15 protein-coding genes and 1 tRNA gene are annotated in these 15,479 nt (G+C 69.8%); 13 read left to right on the top strand and 3 right to left on the bottom strand.

The annotated features are described in order from the left end of the window. Positions 1–65: 65 nt before the first annotated feature. From glp to ACLHG5_RS07585, 5 genes are all read left to right on the top strand, one after another. Entirely contained in the window at positions 66–1,418 is a 1,353-nt protein-coding gene (glp, locus tag ACLHG5_RS07605; protein WP_411314787.1) for a gephyrin-like molybdotransferase Glp, read from the top strand. Further along, on the top strand, positions 1,411–1,929 hold the full coding sequence (gene moaC / locus ACLHG5_RS07600; protein WP_411318311.1) for a cyclic pyranopterin monophosphate synthase MoaC: 519 nt from the start codon (positions 1,411–1,413) through the stop codon (positions 1,927–1,929). Before glp ends, moaC begins: the two co-directional genes overlap by 8 nt. Further along, complete coding sequence (locus ACLHG5_RS07595; RefSeq protein WP_411314789.1) at positions 1,926–2,405, top strand: molybdenum cofactor biosynthesis protein B; 480 nt, start codon at positions 1,926–1,928, stop codon at positions 2,403–2,405. Before moaC ends, ACLHG5_RS07595 begins: the two co-directional genes overlap by 4 nt. Further along, positions 2,398–2,850: a molybdenum cofactor biosynthesis protein MoaE gene (locus tag ACLHG5_RS07590; RefSeq protein ID WP_411318310.1), complete on the top strand. Its 453-nt coding sequence runs from the start codon at positions 2,398–2,400 to the stop codon at positions 2,848–2,850. The genes ACLHG5_RS07595 and ACLHG5_RS07590 overlap by 8 nt, the downstream gene beginning before the upstream one ends. Positions 2,851–2,916: 66 nt before the next feature. Next, on the top strand, positions 2,917–4,782 hold the full coding sequence (locus ACLHG5_RS07585; RefSeq protein WP_411314791.1) for an ABC-F family ATP-binding cassette domain-containing protein: 1,866 nt from the start codon (positions 2,917–2,919) through the stop codon (positions 4,780–4,782). A 40-nt stretch (positions 4,783–4,822) separates the two neighbouring features. Here the strand turns inward: ACLHG5_RS07585 and ACLHG5_RS07580 are convergent, their stop codons facing one another. Then, a complete protein-coding gene (locus ACLHG5_RS07580; protein ID WP_411314792.1) occupies positions 4,823–5,314 on the bottom strand; it encodes a MarR family winged helix-turn-helix transcriptional regulator in 492 nt (163 codons plus the stop codon). A 105-nt stretch (positions 5,315–5,419) separates the two neighbouring features. Between ACLHG5_RS07580 and ACLHG5_RS07575 the strand changes: the two genes are divergently transcribed. The 3 genes from ACLHG5_RS07575 to ACLHG5_RS07565 all read left to right on the top strand — a co-directional run bounded on the left by ACLHG5_RS07575 (position 5,420) and on the right by ACLHG5_RS07565 (position 8,049). Continuing rightward, positions 5,420–5,491: transfer RNA gene (locus tag ACLHG5_RS07575), tRNA-Gln, on the top strand. 106 nt (positions 5,492–5,597) lie between these two features. Next, entirely contained in the window at positions 5,598–7,034 is a 1,437-nt protein-coding gene (gene glmU, locus ACLHG5_RS07570; protein ID WP_411318309.1) for a bifunctional UDP-N-acetylglucosamine diphosphorylase/glucosamine-1-phosphate N-acetyltransferase GlmU, read from the top strand. Between the two features lie 37 nt (positions 7,035–7,071). Beyond that, on the top strand, positions 7,072–8,049 hold the full coding sequence (locus ACLHG5_RS07565) for a ribose-phosphate diphosphokinase (RefSeq protein WP_411314794.1): 978 nt from the start codon (positions 7,072–7,074) through the stop codon (positions 8,047–8,049). A 120-nt stretch (positions 8,050–8,169) separates the two neighbouring features. Here the strand turns inward: ACLHG5_RS07565 and ACLHG5_RS07560 are convergent, their stop codons facing one another. Further along, a complete protein-coding gene (locus ACLHG5_RS07560; RefSeq protein ID WP_411318308.1) occupies positions 8,170–8,532 on the bottom strand; it encodes a hypothetical protein in 363 nt (120 codons plus the stop codon). A gap of 77 nt (positions 8,533–8,609) precedes the next feature. Here ACLHG5_RS07560 and ACLHG5_RS07555 point away from each other — a divergent pair, with 77 nt between their 5' ends. After that, complete coding sequence (locus tag ACLHG5_RS07555; RefSeq protein WP_411318307.1) at positions 8,610–9,938, top strand: LCP family protein; 1,329 nt, start codon at positions 8,610–8,612, stop codon at positions 9,936–9,938. A 109-nt stretch (positions 9,939–10,047) separates the two neighbouring features. On the opposite strand, the gene gndA is transcribed toward ACLHG5_RS07555, so the two are convergent. Continuing rightward, a complete protein-coding gene (gndA, locus tag ACLHG5_RS07550; RefSeq protein ID WP_411318306.1) occupies positions 10,048–11,502 on the bottom strand; it encodes an NADP-dependent phosphogluconate dehydrogenase in 1,455 nt (484 codons plus the stop codon). A 215-nt stretch (positions 11,503–11,717) separates the two neighbouring features. Here gndA and ACLHG5_RS07545 point away from each other — a divergent pair, with 215 nt between their 5' ends. The 4 genes from ACLHG5_RS07545 to ACLHG5_RS07530 are packed head-to-tail and all read left to right on the top strand — an operon-like array spanning position 11,718 to position 15,476. Further along, positions 11,718–12,257, top strand: a complete 540-nt coding sequence (locus ACLHG5_RS07545; protein ID WP_411314798.1) for a gluconokinase — start codon at positions 11,718–11,720, stop codon at positions 12,255–12,257. A gap of 5 nt (positions 12,258–12,262) precedes the next feature. Next, complete coding sequence (locus tag ACLHG5_RS07540; protein WP_411314799.1) at positions 12,263–13,672, top strand: GntP family permease; 1,410 nt, start codon at positions 12,263–12,265, stop codon at positions 13,670–13,672. 2 nt (positions 13,673–13,674) lie between these two features. After that, complete coding sequence (locus ACLHG5_RS07535; RefSeq protein WP_411318305.1) at positions 13,675–14,445, top strand: SDR family oxidoreductase; 771 nt, start codon at positions 13,675–13,677, stop codon at positions 14,443–14,445. Beyond that, positions 14,442–15,476, top strand: coding sequence for an L-idonate 5-dehydrogenase (locus ACLHG5_RS07530; RefSeq protein WP_411318304.1), 1,035 nt, complete (start codon positions 14,442–14,444; stop codon positions 15,474–15,476). The genes ACLHG5_RS07535 and ACLHG5_RS07530 overlap by 4 nt, the downstream gene beginning before the upstream one ends. The last annotated feature ends 3 nt before the right edge of the window (positions 15,477–15,479 follow it).

Here is a 15,479-nt window from a genome sequence, read left to right as displayed (position 1 = left end):
TCCAGCACGGGCTGCGATCGGGGTGCAGGCGCGGTTCTCCCGGCGCCGCCTGGGATGATGGGGGCATGACGACGGTCGCGGAGCACCAGGAGGCGGTTCGCGCTCTGCTCGCCCCTCTCGCCGCCCGTGCCCACGCCCTGCCCGAGCGGATCGACCTCCCCTCCGCGCACGACCGGCCGCCTCTCGGGGCGTCTTCGCTCGCCGGATCGGTTTCCGCTCTCCTCGACCGGGTGCTCGCGAACGACCTCGTGTCGCCGATCGATCATCCCCCGTTCGACAACTCGCAGATGGACGGATACGCGGTGCGCTCGACCGAGATCGTGGCGAGCCGCGACGTGCCCGTGGGGCCGATGATCGCCGCGGGCCATCCGATCGCCGCGCTCGCGGCCGGCACGGTGTCGCCCATCATGACCGGTGCCGCGATGCCCGCGGGCGCGGATGCCGTCATCCCGATCGAACACGCGACACCCGACACCTTTCCGGCCGAGGGCGACGCTCTCGCCGCCGTGCGATTCGCGACCCCGCCGAGCCCGGGAGCGTTCGTGCGCGAGCGCGGGAGCGACCTGCGCGCCGGCGCCGTGCTCCTGCCGGCGGGAACGCGCTTCGGGGCCGCTCAGTGCGCGGTCATCGCGGCGTCGGGCATCACGAGCGTCGAGGTGGTGCGCCGCACACGCGTGCTCGTGATCTCCACGGGAGACGAGTTGCAGATGACCGGGTCTGCTCTCGACCACGGCCGCATCTACGACGCGAACGCCGCGAGCATGGCCGCGAGCGTCGTCGGGGCCGGAGCCGAGGTCGTCGCGGTGCGCTCGGTCACCGATGATGCGACCGAGCTCGCGCGCATCCTCGCCGTCGACGCCCCACTGTGCGATCTCGTGCTCACGACCGGGGGAGTGAGCGCGGGCGCTTTCGAGGTCGTGCGCGACGTCTTCGCTCCCGCGGGGGTGGCGTTCGGGAGCGTCGCGATGCAGCCGGGCGGACCCCAGGGCCTCGGCCTCGCGAGCATCGCGCTCGCCGAGGGGGCGGTTGCCGGGTCGGCCGTGGTCGCGGGTGTCACGAGCGGCGCGACGAGCAGCGCCACGATCGACCGTCCCGTCATCGCCTTGCCCGGCAACCCCGTGAGCGCCCTCGTGTCGTTCGAGATGTTCGTGAGGCCCGCCCTGCGCGCGATGCACGGTCTCAGCGTGCACCGACCCTCGCAGCGGGCACCCCTCGCCGTCGCCGTCGATTCGCCCGAACACAAGCACCAGGTGCGCCGCGGCGTTCTCGCCGACGACGGCACCGTCCACCTCGTGGGCGGCCCGAGCTCGCACCTCTTGCACAGCTACGCCTCGAGCTCGCACCTCGTGCACATCCCCGCGGGTGTGAGTCACCTCGCCGCGGGCGACACCGTCGAGATCTGGAGCATCCATGACTGACCTGCCCTCCGCCCCCTCCCTCACCCACGTCCGGGCCGACGGCTCCGCGCACATGGTCGACGTCTCGGCCAAGAGCGCCACCGCGAGACGCGCCACAGCGAGGGCCGTCGTGACGACGCGGGCCGACGTCGTGCGGTCCGTGCTCGACGGCGCGCTGCCGAAGGGCGAAGCCGTCGGCACGGCGCGCATCGCCGGCATCATGGCCGCGAAACAGACCGCGACGCTCATCCCGCTGTGCCACCCGTTGCCTCTCGCAGCCGTCGAGATCGACATCACGGGTGCAGACGACGCGCTCACCGTCGTGGCGACCGTCTCGACGACCGCCGTCACCGGGGTCGAGATGGAAGCGCTCACCGCCGCGACGGTGTCGGCCCTGACCCTCTACGACATGATCAAGGCCGTCGACAAGCTCGCGACGATCGGCGAGATCAGCGTCGTCGCGAAGTCCGGGGGCAAGTCGGGGGACTGGACTCGCGAGAGTGCGCTCGCCGAACGGACGGGCGCCGCGTGAGCCGTCGCGGCGTCGTCGTCGTCGCCTCCACTCGCGCGGCGACGGGGGTCTACGACGACCGCACCGGGCCGATCATCCGCGACTGGATGTCTGCGCGCGGTCTCGAGACGACCGACCCCGTTGTGGTTCCCGACGGTCCCGAGGTCGCCGCAGCCCTCGCGACAGCGCTCGCCGCTCGCCCGGCACTCCTCGTCACGACGGGGGGCACCGGCATCTCGCCGAGCGACTCGACCCCCGACGCGACCGCGGCTCTGCTCGACGTCGAGGTGCCCGGCTTCCACGAGGAGTTGCGCCGCCGAGGTGCGGCGAGCACGCCGTTCGCGCTGCTCACCCGCGGTGTCGCGGGAGTCGCGGGCGGCACGTTCGTCGTCAACCTCCCCGGGTCGACCGGGGGAGTGCGCGACGGGCTCGGCGTCCTCGACGACATCCTCGACCACGTTCTCGACCAGATCGACGGAGGCCACCACGATGCCTGAGACACAGTCCGAGAATCCCCGGCACGGCGTCGTGTTCGCCCGCGTCGACTCCGAACCGATCACGGTCGACGCGTGCTCCCGCGCGGTCGCGTCGGACCACGCCGGGGCCGTCGTGACCTTCGCCGGGGTCGTGCGCGACCACGACGAGGGCAAACACGTCACGAGGCTCGACTACACCGGGCACCCCACCGCGGGCGATGTCATCGCGCGCGTCGCCGCGGAGGTCGCGGGCGAGTTCCCCGACGTGACCCTCGCCGTGGCGCACCGGGTCGGCTCGCTCCGCATCGGTGACATCGCCCTCGCGTGCGCCGCGGCATCCGCCCACCGTGCCGAAGCGTTCGCGGCGTGCGCGCGGCTCGTCGACGCCGTCAAGGAGTCCGTGCCGATCTGGAAAGAGCAGGAGTTCGGCGACGGCTCGACCGAGTGGGTCGGCGCGATCGGCTGAGCCGTCGACCGGCCCTCAGCCGACCGCCGGTTCGGCCGGTCGCCCGCACCCGCGTACCCTCGGAGGGTGGCACATCTCCTCGGGGCCGAATCCCTGCACCTCGAATATCCCACCCGCGTCGTCTTCGACAAGGTCACGATCGGCCTCAACGAGGGTGATCGCATCGGCGTCGTGGGTCGCAACGGCGACGGCAAGTCGACCCTCATCAACCTCCTCGCGGGGCGAATCGAACCCGACGGCGGCAGGGTCACGAGGCGCCGCGGCATCACCCTCGGCATGCTCGACCAGTCCGATGTGCTCCCCGACGACATGGTCGTCTCGCAGGCGATCGTCGGCGACCTCGACGAGCACGAGTGGGCGGGGGACGCCCGCATCCGCGACGTCATCGACGGGCTCCTGAGCGACCTCCCGTGGACCGCCCGCATGGGCGAGCTCTCCGGCGGGCAGCGTCGTCGCGTCGGACTCGCGAAGCTCCTCGTCGGCGACTGGGACGTGCTCTTTCTCGACGAGCCCACCAACCACCTCGACGTCGAGGGCATCGCGTGGCTCGCCCAGCACCTCAAGCGTCGGTGGTCGCCCAACCAGGGCGGGCTCATCGTCGTCACTCACGACCGGTGGTTCCTCGACGAGGTCTCGACCGACACGTGGGAGGTCCACGACCGCATCATCGAGCCGTTCGAGGGCGGGTATGCGGCATACATCCTGCAGCGCGTCGAGCGCGACAAGATGGCCGCGACCATGGAGTCGAAGCGCCAGAACCTCGCGCGCAAAGAGCTCGCCTGGTTGCGTCGCGGTGCGCCGGCCCGAACGACCAAGCCGAAATTCCGCATGGATGCCGCGTACGAGCTCATCGCGAACGAGCCGCCGCCGCGCGACACCGTGGCCCTGAGCCAGCTCGCGACGTCGCGCCTGGGCAAGGACGTCGTCGACCTGCTCGACGTGGGTGTGACCTATCCGCTGAGTGCCGGCGATGTCGGCAGCGGAACCGATGAGCACACCGGTGCCCCGCTCGGCCGCGAAGTGCTGCGCGACATCGAGTGGCGCATCGCGCCCGGCGAGCGCACGGGCATCCTCGGGGTCAACGGCGCGGGCAAGAGCACCCTCCTGAGCCTCATCGCGGGCACCCAGCAGCCGACCGTCGGCCGCGTCAAGCGCGGCAAGACCGTGAAGGTCGCCATCCTCAGCCAGCAGCTCGACGAGCTCGCCGACATCCTCAACGACCGCGTGATGGACGTCATCGCGCGCCAGAAGAGCTCCTACGTCACCGGCGGCAAGGAGCTCACCCCCGGGCAACTGCTCGAGCGCATGGGCTTCATGAGCGAACAGCTCTCGACCCCCGTCAAAGACCTCAGCGGTGGCCAGCGTCGTCGACTGCAGCTGCTGCTCATCCTCCTGGGCGAGCCCAACGTGCTCATCCTCGACGAGCCCACCAACGACCTCGACACCGACATCCTCGCGGCGATCGAAGACCTGCTCGACTCGTGGCCCGGCACCCTCATCGTCGTGAGCCACGATCGCTACCTGCTCGAGCGTGTCACCGACAACCAGTACGCGATCCTCGGCGGCCGCATGCGGCACCTGCCGGGAGGGGTCGAGGAGTACCTCCGGTTGCGCTCGGTCGAGCGCGGGGGCGCGACATCCACCGCCACCGAGAAGGCGACCGACACGGGCGCGGCGTCGTCGAGCGCGAGCTCGAAGCCGAAACTCGGCGGTGCCGAGCTGCGCAACTCGCAGAAGGAGTTCGCTGCGGCCGGTCGCAAGCTCGAGAAGTACGCCCAGCAGATCGCTGCGCTGCACCAGCGCTTCGCTGAGCACGACCAGAACGACTACGCGGGCCTCGGCGCGCTTCAGGCCGAGCTCGCGGCCGTCGAGAAGGCGCAGAGCGAACTCGAGTTCCGTTGGCTCGAACTCTCGGAACTGCTCGAGGGGTAGCGCGCGGCAGGGTCTCCGGCTAGCAAGCTAGCTCGCTGACTCAGTCGAAGTCGAGGCTCAGTTTGCGCAGGAGCGCGGCAAGGCGCTCCTGATCGTTCGCGGGGAGTCCCGCGAGCACCTCGGTCTCGGCCGTGAGGAGCGCGCTGATCGCCGAGTCGACGCGGGCGCTGCCGGCGTCCGTGAGCACGACGAGGATGCCGCGACCGTCGCGCGGGTCGGTGCGGCGCTCCACGAGCTCGCGTGCCACGAGGCGGTCGATGCGGTTCGTCATGGTTCCGCTCGACACGAGAGTCTGCTGCAGGAGTGCTTTCGGGCTCAGGTGATAGGGGTCGCCGGCGCGGCGCAGAGCCGAGAGCACGTCGAACTCCCACGAGTCGAGACCGGATGCCGCGAACGCCGTGCGCCTCGCGCGGTCGAGGTGCTTCGAGAGCCGCCCGACCCTGCTGAGAACCTGCAGCGGGGAGAAGTCGAGGTCGGGTCTCTCACGGGACCACGCGTCGACGATCCGGTCGACCTCATCGCTTCCTGGCATCCGACCATTATCGTGCCCGCACCGTCGTGGGCCCGACGCCGCGAGGGAGGGGCGGGAGCATCCGCGCGCCCGATCTGGCAGACTGGGGGAGCGCCCTCGGCGTGATCCGCCTTAGTGTAACGGCAGCACGACAGCCTTTGGAGCTGTTCGGTCTAGGTTCGAATCCTGGAGGCGGAGCGACCCCGCCGACCCGACCGGGCCGCCACGTGTCCACCGTCATTTCTTGTTATCCGGGCCGAACCGGTGGTGGATCACCACCGGCGCAGCCCGAGTGAGGGGCTCCATGTCTTCGTCCGATCTCGCCGTCGTCGTTCTCGCCGCAGGGCAGGGCACCCGCATGAAGTCGTCCCTCCCCAAGGTTCTTCACCCGCTCGCGGGACTGCCTCTCATCGGGCACGTGCTCACGACGGCGGAGGCCCTCGGAGCAGCGCACATCGTGACCGTCGTGCGGCACGAGCGCGACCGCGTCGTCGAGGCCGTCTCGACGTTCTCGCCTCGCGCGATCGTCGTCGACCAAGACGAGGTCCCGGGCACCGGTCGCGCGGTCGAGGTCGCGGTCGACGCCCTGCCCGCCGACTTCGACGGCCACGTCGTCGTCTTGAGTGCGGATGTTCCGCTGCTCGACGCCGCGACGGTCGGCGGTCTCGTCGACGCGCACCGCGCATCCGGCGACGCCCTCACCCTCTTGAGCGCCGTGCTCGACGACCCGACGGGCAACGGCCGTATCCTGCGCGACGCGGCGGGCACTTTCCTCTCGATCGTCGAGCAGAAAGACGGTTCGGCCGCCGAGCTCGCGGTGCGCGAGGTCAACGCGGGCGTCTACGTCTTCGACGCCGCCGTGTTGCGCTCGGTGCTCGCCTCCATCGGCACCGACAACGCCCAGCGGGAGAAATACCTCACGGATGCCGCAGCCGAGGTGCGCGCTGCCGGCGCGGGGATCGCGGCCGTCGCCGTCTCCGACCACTGGCTCGTCGCGGGGATCAACGACCGCGTGCAGCTCTCCGCGGCGGGTGTCGAACTGAACGCGCGCATCGTGAGGCGCTGGCAGCTCGCGGGCGTCACGATCGTCGACCCCGCCTCGACCTGGATCGACGTCACGGCGACCCTCGCACCCGACGTCGAGGTGCGCCCGGGCACCCAGATCCTCGGCGCCACCGCGATCGAGTCCGGCGCCGTGGTGGGCCCTGACACGACACTCGTCGATTGCGAGATCGGCGCGGGCGCCGTCGTCACTCGCACCGACGCGACCCTCGCGGTCGTCGGCGCGGGAGCGACCGTCGGCCCGTTCGCCTACCTGCGTCCCGGCACGACCCTCGGCGCCGACGGCAAGATCGGCACTTTCGTCGAGACCAAGAATTCGACGATCGGCGAGGGGAGCAAGGTGCCGCACTTGAGCTACGTCGGAGACACCGTCGTGGGTGAGCACTCCAACGTGGGCGCGGGCACGATCACCGCCAACTACGACGGTGTCGCGAAGCACAAGACGGTCGTCGGGTCGCACGTGCGCACGGGGTCGCACAACGTCTTCGTCGCGCCGGTTAGAATCGGTGACGGAGCCTATACCGGCGCCGGCACGGTCGTCCGCAAAGACGTTCCCGCTGGAGCCCTCGCCATCACGGCGGCTTCGCAGAGGAACATGGCCGGCTGGGTTGCACAGAATCGCGCCGGCACCGCTGCTGCTCAGGCAGCTGCGGCTGCTGGCGTCGACTCCGCCGAGTAGGTCATCACCGTCGGTTCGCCGGCAGAGAGCAGGATGCGTGTCCGAGATCACCGTCACCGGACAGAAGAGGCTCGTGCTGGTCTCCGGTCGGGCCCACCCCCAGCTCGCCGTCGACATCGCGAGCGCCCTCGGTTCGGAGCTCGTGCACACCGACGCTCGCACATTCGCGAACGGCGAGATCTACGCACGCTACGACGAGAGCGTGCGCGGGTGCGACGCGTTCGTCATCCAGTCACACACGACCCCGATCAACGAGTGGCTCATGGAGCAGCTCATCATGGTCGACGCTCTCAAGCGCGCGTCCGCGAAGCGCATCACCGTCGTCGCCCCCTTCTATCCCTACGCGCGCCAAGACAAGAAGGGCCGCGGTCGCGAGCCGATCAGCGCCCGACTCGTCGCCGATCTCTTCAAGGCCGCCGGCGCCGACCGCATCATGAGCGTCGACCTCCACGCCGCGCAGATCCAGGGCTTCTTCGACGGCCCCGTCGACCACCTCTTCGCGATGCCCGTGCTCCTCGAGCATTTCCGCGTGAACCTCGACTCCTCCGACCTCACGGTCGTCTCCCCCGACATGGGTCGCGTGCGCGTGGCCGACATCTGGAGCCAGAAGCTCGGCGCACCGCTCGCGATCATCCACAAGCGTCGCGACCCGCGCGTGCACAACCAGGTCGAGGTTCGCGAGATCGTCGGGGATGTCGACGGCCGCACGTGTCTCATCGTCGACGACCTCATCGACACCGGGCGCACGATCGCATCGGCTGCCGAGGCCCTCAAAGCCCAGGGCGCCACGCGCGTCATCGTCGCGGCGACCCACGCGGTGTTCTCCGACCCGGCGACCGAGCTGCTGCAGAGCGAATTCATCGATTCGGTCGTCGTGACCGACACCCTTCCCCTCCCCGCTGAGAAGCGCTTCGACACGCTCACGGTGCTGCCGATCGCGCCGCTCATCGCGCGGGCTATCAGCGCCGTCTTCAACGACGGCTCGGTCACGTCGATGTTCGACGGCGCCGCCTGAGCCCAGTGCTGCCTGAGCCCGGCGCAGCCTGAGCACCGAACGGCCGATCGCGGTCGCGGTCGCGAATGGCTGTTCCCGCGGACGCTGAACAGCAGTTCGCGACCGCGATGCAGCGCGAGCTCAGGACCCGATCGTCGGAACGGGCAGGCGAGCTCCGCTCGGGATGATCCCGAGCGAGGCGACGAGGCGGTCGCCACCGAACGCCCCCACCGAGTAGCACTGCCATCCTGGCCCGCCGGGACCGAAGAACTCGAAACGTGCCGATGCTCCCGTGGCGTCGGGCGTCTCGAAATCCACCCAGGTCGCGCACGCCGCGGCGGCGGTCGACGAGCCGACCGAGAGGGTCGTGACGATGCCCGGGAGGACGAGGGCGATGATTCCCAGGATCACGACGACGCGCATGACGCGCACCACGTTCTTGCTGCGCAGCGGTCGCCCGTCGCCGGGCTCATAGCCGGCGAGTTCGGGGTGGTGGTCTGACATGGCCTCCCCAGTGTGTCACGGGCGGTGTCGCGCGCATGCTCAGGGTCGAGCGAGACCCATCCGTTACCATCGGCTCAATGTCTACTGCATCTCACCGCTCCGCCCCACGGGCTGACGACACAGCCGCACCCGTGGCTCGGCACGGTCGACTCCGCAGCGGGCACCCCGTCGGCTTCGTCGCGCGCGTCGTCGCGGCGACCCTCGCGGTCGTGCTCGTGAGCACGGCGAGCGTCGCGGCTTTCGCCGTCTACAACCTCACCTCGGCCGTCGGGCCGGGCGTGAGTCTCGCGGGCGAAGACGACGATCCCGTGCAGATCGGGGCGATCGAGGGTGGCGTCAACCTCCTCCTCGTCGGGAGCGACAGCGGTGGCGGCAACGCGGCATACGGTGAACGCGACGCCGAGCTCAACGACGTGACGATGCTCATGCACATCTCCGAGGATCACGAGCGGGCCACGGTCGTGAGCTTTCCGCGTGACCTCTTCGTCGACATCCCCGAGTGCACGGGCCCCGACGGCACCGTCTACAACCCGGCGTACAGCGCGAAGATCAACTCCGCGTTGAGCCGCGGCGGGCTCGCGTGCGTCGTCCTCACCGTCGAGGCCCTCACCGGGCTCGACATCCCCTATGCCGCCGAGATCGAATTCGACGGTGTTATCGCGATGTCGAACGCCGTCGGCGGGGTTCCCGTGTGCGTCGCGACGCCCATCGACGACCGCCAGATCAGCTTCCAGCTCGATGCCGGGGAGCACTCGCTCTCGGGCTTCGACGCCCTCCAGTTCTTGCGTTCGCGCTACGGGGTCGGCGACGGCAGCGACACGACGCGCATCAGCAACCAGCAGCAGTTCCTCTCGTCGCTCGTGCGCACACTCAAGAGCTCCGACACGCTCTCGAACCCCGTGAGGCTCTACGGGATCGCGACGGCGGCGACGCAGAACCTGCAGCTCTCCAACAGCCTGCAGAGCGTCGACACGATGGTGTCGATCGCGAGTGCGCTGCGCGACATCCCGCTCGAAGAGGTCGTGTTCGTGCGATACCCGAGCGGGTCGGGCACGAGCAACGGCCAGTCGGGCGTCGTCGCGATCGAGACGGCGGCGACAGAGCTCATCGCCGCGATCGAGGCCGACCTCCCCCTGACTCTCACGGGCGACACCGGCGGCGGAACCATCGACCCCGACGCCCTCGACGAGAACGGCGTTCCCGTCGAGCCCGAGGTGCCCGACGTGCCCGAGGAGACGCCGGGGGAGACTCCCCCGCCGTCGGCAGACCCGAGCGCCCCGACCACTCCCGCGCCGAGCGAGGGCACCGCAGACGGCGAGACGCCGCGAGTCGACCTGCCCGACACCGTCGAGGGTCAGACGGCCGACCAGGAGACCTGCACCGCGGGTCAGACCGCGGGCGGCTGACGCGGGAGCCGCACCGCGTCGCCCTGAGCTGCGTTGAGTACACAGCGCCGGGGGGCGGCGACAGGCTCAGCGAACGGCCGCTCGGCCGCTCCCTGAGCCCGTCGAGCGACTAGTGCCCGCTGCCCTCGGTCTCGACCTCGGAGCGGTCGGCCGACCACAGCGTGTGGAACACGCCGGGCTTGTCGACGCGCTTGTAGGTGTGGGCTCCGAAGAAGTCGCGCTGGCCCTGCACGAGCGCCGCGGGGAGCCGCGTGGACGCGAGCGAGTCGTAGTAGCTCAGCGCCGCGCCGAATCCGGGGATCGGGATGCCCGAGAGGGCGGCCGTCGAGACGATCCGGCGCCACGCCGCTTCACCGTCGGCGACGGCCTTCGCGAAATACGGGTCTTCGAGCAGAGTCGAGATGCCGGGGTTGTTCTCGTAGGCCTCGACGATGCGGTTGAGGAACTGCGCGCGGATGATGCATCCGCCGCGCCAGATCTTCGCGACCGCACCCTTGTCGATGTTCCAGCCGTAATCGAGGGCTCCCGCGATGATCACGTCGAAGCCCTGGGCGTAGGCGACGACCTTCGAGGCGTAGAGCGCAGCGCGCACGTCGTCTTCGAAGTTGTCGCTCGCCGAGTGGATCTCGGGGCGGCTCGTGATGGTCTTCTGCACGGCCTCGCGCTGGTCGGGCTTGCTCGACACGGCGCGGGCGAACACGGCCTCGGCGATTCCGCCGACGGGCACGCCGAGCCCGAGGGCGTTCTGCACGGTCCAGACCCCGGTTCCCTTCGAGCCCGCCTCATCGACGATGACGTCGACGAGGGGCTTGCCGGTCTCCGCATCGACCTGTCGCAGCACCTCCGCGGTGATCTCGATGAGATACGACTCGAGGTCGCCGCCGTTCCACTCGTCGAAGACGTCGGCGATCGCGGCGGGCTCGTGCCCCCCGACTCGGCGCAAGAGGTCGTAGGCCTCGGCGATGAGCTGCATGTCGGCGTACTCGATGCCGTTGTGGATCATCTTGACGAAGTGGCCGGCGCCGTCGGTGCCGATGTGGGTCACGCACGGTTCGCCCTCGGCGACGGCGGCGATGGACGAGAGGATCGGCCCGAGGGTCTCGTAGGCCTCGGCCGAGCCTCCCGGCATGATCGACGGGCCGTTGAGCGCACCCTCCTCGCCGCCCGAGATTCCCGCGCCGACGAAGTTGATGCCCGTGGCACGCACGGCCTTCTCGCGGCGGATGGTGTCGGTGAAGAGCGCGTTGCCGCCGTCGACGATGATGTCGCCGGGCTCGAACGCCTCGGTGAGCTGGTCGATCACGGCGTCGGTTCCCCGCCCGGCCTGCACCATGATGATGGCGGTGCGGGGCTTCGAGAGCGATGCCGCGAAGTCCTCGATCGACTTCGAGGCGATGAAGCCGGCTTCCGGGTGCTCCGAGAGCAGGAGGTCGGTGCGCTCGGGGGAGCGGTTGTAGACGGCGACGGTGTTGCCCTCGCGGCTCGCGAGGTTGCGGGCGAGGTTCGACCCCATCACCGCCAACCCGACGACTCCGATGTTCGCTTGAGTGGCCCGATCTGACATGCGGTTGCTCCTCGCAATTTCACGTGCTGGGTGCCGTCGGCGCGATCGCTGCGGCTCGATTCAGCCTAGAACACGACTTTTCTTGCTTGTCGTGTGTCGCCCGGGGTCAGTATGGACCTCATCGACTGCTAGTGTCTTCGGTTAAGTCTGATTTAAACGGCAATTCCGTTGATGTTGTCAGACGTAATGACGCGTCCTGATACCGAAGGAGAAATGTGCCGACCTCCATCCCCCCACTCATCGTCATGGGTGTCTCCGGCTCCGGAAAGTCGACGATCGGTCAGGCTCTCGCCGACCACTTCGACGTCGAGTTCATCGACGGAGACGACCTGCACCCCCGCGCCAACAAGGCGAAGATGGCGGCGGGCCACGCGCTCAACGACGAAGACCGCGCCCCCTGGCTCGAGATCATCGCCGATCGCGTCGGCGCCGAACTCGCCGACGGCAAGCCCATCGTCGTCGCGTGCTCGGCGCTCAAGAAGCGCTACCGCGGCGTGCTCAACAGCCACGCGCCGAGCACCGTCTTCGTGCACCTCGTCGGCGGACGCGATCTCATCGCCGACAGGCAGTCGCGTCGCAACCACGAGTACATGCCCGTGACCCTCCTCGACTCGCAGTTCGACACCCTCGAGCCCCTCGTCGAGGGCGAACGCGGCATCGCCGTGGACATCGCCCAGGGCCCCGAATCCATCGTCGCCGAGGTCGCGCAGCGCCTCCGCGACCTCCAAACCCCCACCAGCACGACCAACCAGTAAGGACAATGATGACCGAGCTCGAACTCCTGTGGGAGCTCCCCACCTGGGGACTCCTCCTGATCGCGGCGGGAGCCATCGCGCTCCTGCTCGTGCTGATCATCGGGGCGCGCATCCACGCGTTCCTCGCCCTCATCATCGTGAGCCTCGTCACCGCGATCGCCACGGGAATCCCGCTCGACCAGGTCATCCCGACCCTGACATCCGGGTTCGGAAGCACTCTCGCCTCCGTCGCCCTCCTCGTCGGACTCGGGGCGATGCTCGGCCGCATGCTCGAGATCAGTGGCGGCGCCCAAGTGCTCACGGATGCGCTCATCCGCACCTTCGGTGAGAAGAAAGCCCCCCTCGCGCTCTCCGTCGCCTCGCTCGCGATGGGCTTCCCGATCTTCTTCGACGCGGGCCTCGTGGTCATGCTCCCGATCATCTTCGCCGTCGCGCGTCGCCTCGGCGGCTCGCTGCTGCTCTACGCGTTCCCCGCGGCGACCGCGTTCTCGGTCATGCACATCTTCGTTCCGCCGCACCCCGGCCCCGTCGCCGCGACCGGCCTCCTCGGCGCGGATGTCGGCGTCGTGCTCGTCTTCGGTCTGCTCATCGCGATCCCGACCTGGTACATCGTCGGATACAAGTTCGGAACCTACCTGGGCCGCAAGTACGACATCGCGATCCCGACGATCCTCTCCGGCGTCAAGGACGACCCCGAGATGGACGAGTTCAAGTCGGCTCCCCGCCTCGGAACCATCATCTTCCTGCTCGTTCTGCCGCTCATCCTCATCTTCCTCAACACGGGACTCAACGCTCTCGCGACGGCCGAGGTCGTGTCGCTCGACTCTCCCGTCGTGCAGGGGCTCCGCTTGCTCGGTGAGACTCCGATCGCGCTCCTCATCACCGTCGTGCTCGCCATGTGGCTCCTCGGGTGGCGCAACGGCAAGCGCCGCTCGCTCGTCGAGAGCATCGTCGACAGCGCCCTCGGGCCCGTGTGCGCGATCATCCTCATCACGGGTGCCGGTGGCATGTTCGGTGGGGTGCTCCGCGCGAGCGGCATCGGCGGTGCCCTCGCCGAGTCGCTCGACGCCCTCGGCCTTCCGCTCATCGTCGCGGGCTTTGTCATCGCCGCGATCATCCGTGTCGCGCAGGGCTCCGCGACGGTCGCGCTCACGACGGCGGCCGCCCTCGTGCAGCCCGTCGTCGCCGCCGACTCGAGCCTCAACGCCGTCGAGCTCGCGGCCCTCGTGCTCGCGCTCGCCGCCGGATCGGTCTTCGCGGGCCACGTCAACGACTCGGGCTTCTGGCTCGTGAGCAGGTTCTTCGGCATGGACACCCAGACGACCCTCAAGACCTGGACGGTCGGCCAGGCTCTCGTCGGCATCTGCGGGTTCGCGTTCGCGCTCCCGATCTTCCTCGTCGCCGGGTTGTTCTGATCATGACGGGCATCTTCGACCTCACCGGTCGCATCGCGCTCGTCACCGGATCGAGTCGCGGAATCGGCCGGGCCATCGCCCACGGTCTCGCGACCGCCGGGGCGACGGTCGTGCTCCACGGCCGCGACCCCGAGAGGCTCGCGGCGACGACATCCGATTTCGAGGTGGCGTTCGGCAGCGCCCGCGTGCGGTCGGTGGCGTTCGACGTGACGGATGCCTCCGCCGTCGTCGCGGGCATCGCCGAGGTCGAGTCGTCGGCGGGTCACCTCGCGGTGCTCGTGAACAACGCGGGCATCCAGCACCGCGAGCCGCTCCTCGACCTCGCGGTCGAGGACTGGGACCGCGTTCTGCGCACCGACCTCACGAGCGCGTTCCTCGTCGGTCGCGAGGTCGCGCGCGGCATGATCGCTCGCGGTGGCGGCAAGATCATCAACATCGCGTCGGTGCAGGCCGATCTCGCGCGCCAGTCGATCGGTGCATACACGGCGGCGAAGGGCGGCTTGCGCAACCTCACTCGCGCGATGACCGTCGAGTGGGCCGCGCACAACGTGCAGGTCAACGCGATCGCCCCCGGTTACATCCACACGGAGATGACGCAGAAGCTCGTCGACGACCCCGAGTTCAACTCGTGGATCCTCGGCCGCACGCCCGCCCACCGCTGGGGCACGACGGCCGACATCGTCGGCCCGGCCGTGTGGCTCGCGTCATCCGGTTCCGACTTCGTCAACGGTCAGGTCGTCTTCATCGACGGCGGGATGACGGTGGTCGTATGAGCGAGTCGAACATCGCCGTCGTCGCGCACGCGAAAGACGACCTCCGGGTCGACGTCGTGCCCGTGCCGGTCGTCGCTGCAGACGAAGCGCTCGTGCGCGTCGCCTTCGGTGGCGTGTGCGGCTCCGACCTGCACTACTGGACCCACGGCGCCGCGGGGGAGTCGATTCTGCGCGACCCGATGGTGCTCGGGCACGAGGTCGTCGGCACGGTCGAGACGGCGGCCGCGGATGGCTCGGGCCCGGCCCGAGGCACGCTCGTCGCCGTGCATCCCGCGACCCCCCGCCCCGTCGAGGGTGTGCGGTATCCCGAGGATCGCCCGAACCTCGCCCCCGGCACGACTTACCTCGGCAGCGCGGCGCACCGCCCGCACACCGAGGGGGCGTTCGCACGATTCGTCGCGCTGCCCTCGCGCATGCTGCGGCCGCTCCCCGCGGGTCTCTCGCTGCGCGACGCGGCGCTCGTCGAGCCCGCGAGCGTCGCGTGGCACGCGGTGTCCCGCGCGGGAGACGTCGCGGGCAGGTCGGCGCTCGTCATCGGAACGGGGCCGATCGGCGCCCTCGTGATCGCCGTGCTCAAACGCGCGGGAGCGACGAGCATCACGGCCGTCGACATGCACGAGAAGCCCCTCGAGATCGCGCGCGCCCTCGGGGCCACCGCGACGATCGCGGCGACCGACGTCGACGCGATCGCCGCGGTGCAAGCCGACATCGTCGTCGAGTCGTCGGGAAGCTGGCGGGGTCTCGCCTCCGCCGTGCGCGGGGCGGCGCGCGGGGGTCGCGTGGTCATGGTCGGCCTGCTCCCCTCGGGAGAGCAGCCCGCGCTCGTGAGCCTCGCGATCACTCGCGAACTCGAGCTCGTCGGCTCGTTCCGTTTCGCCGACGAGATCGACGAGGTCATCGCGGCGCTCGCCGACGGGTCTCTCATCGTCGACGCTGTCGTGACCCACGAGTTCGACGCCGAGGACGCCCTCGAGGCGTTCGCGGTCGCGGCGGACTCGGCGTCGAGCGGCAAGGTGCTGCTCCGGTTCTGAGGA

The sequence above is a fragment of the Marisediminicola sp. LYQ85 genome (assembly GCF_046600695.1).
GTDB lineage: Bacteria > Actinomycetota > Actinomycetes > Actinomycetales > Microbacteriaceae > Marisediminicola.
The sequence above is the reverse complement of the archived record's forward strand: the minus strand, read 5'-3'. Positions and strand labels throughout refer to the sequence as shown.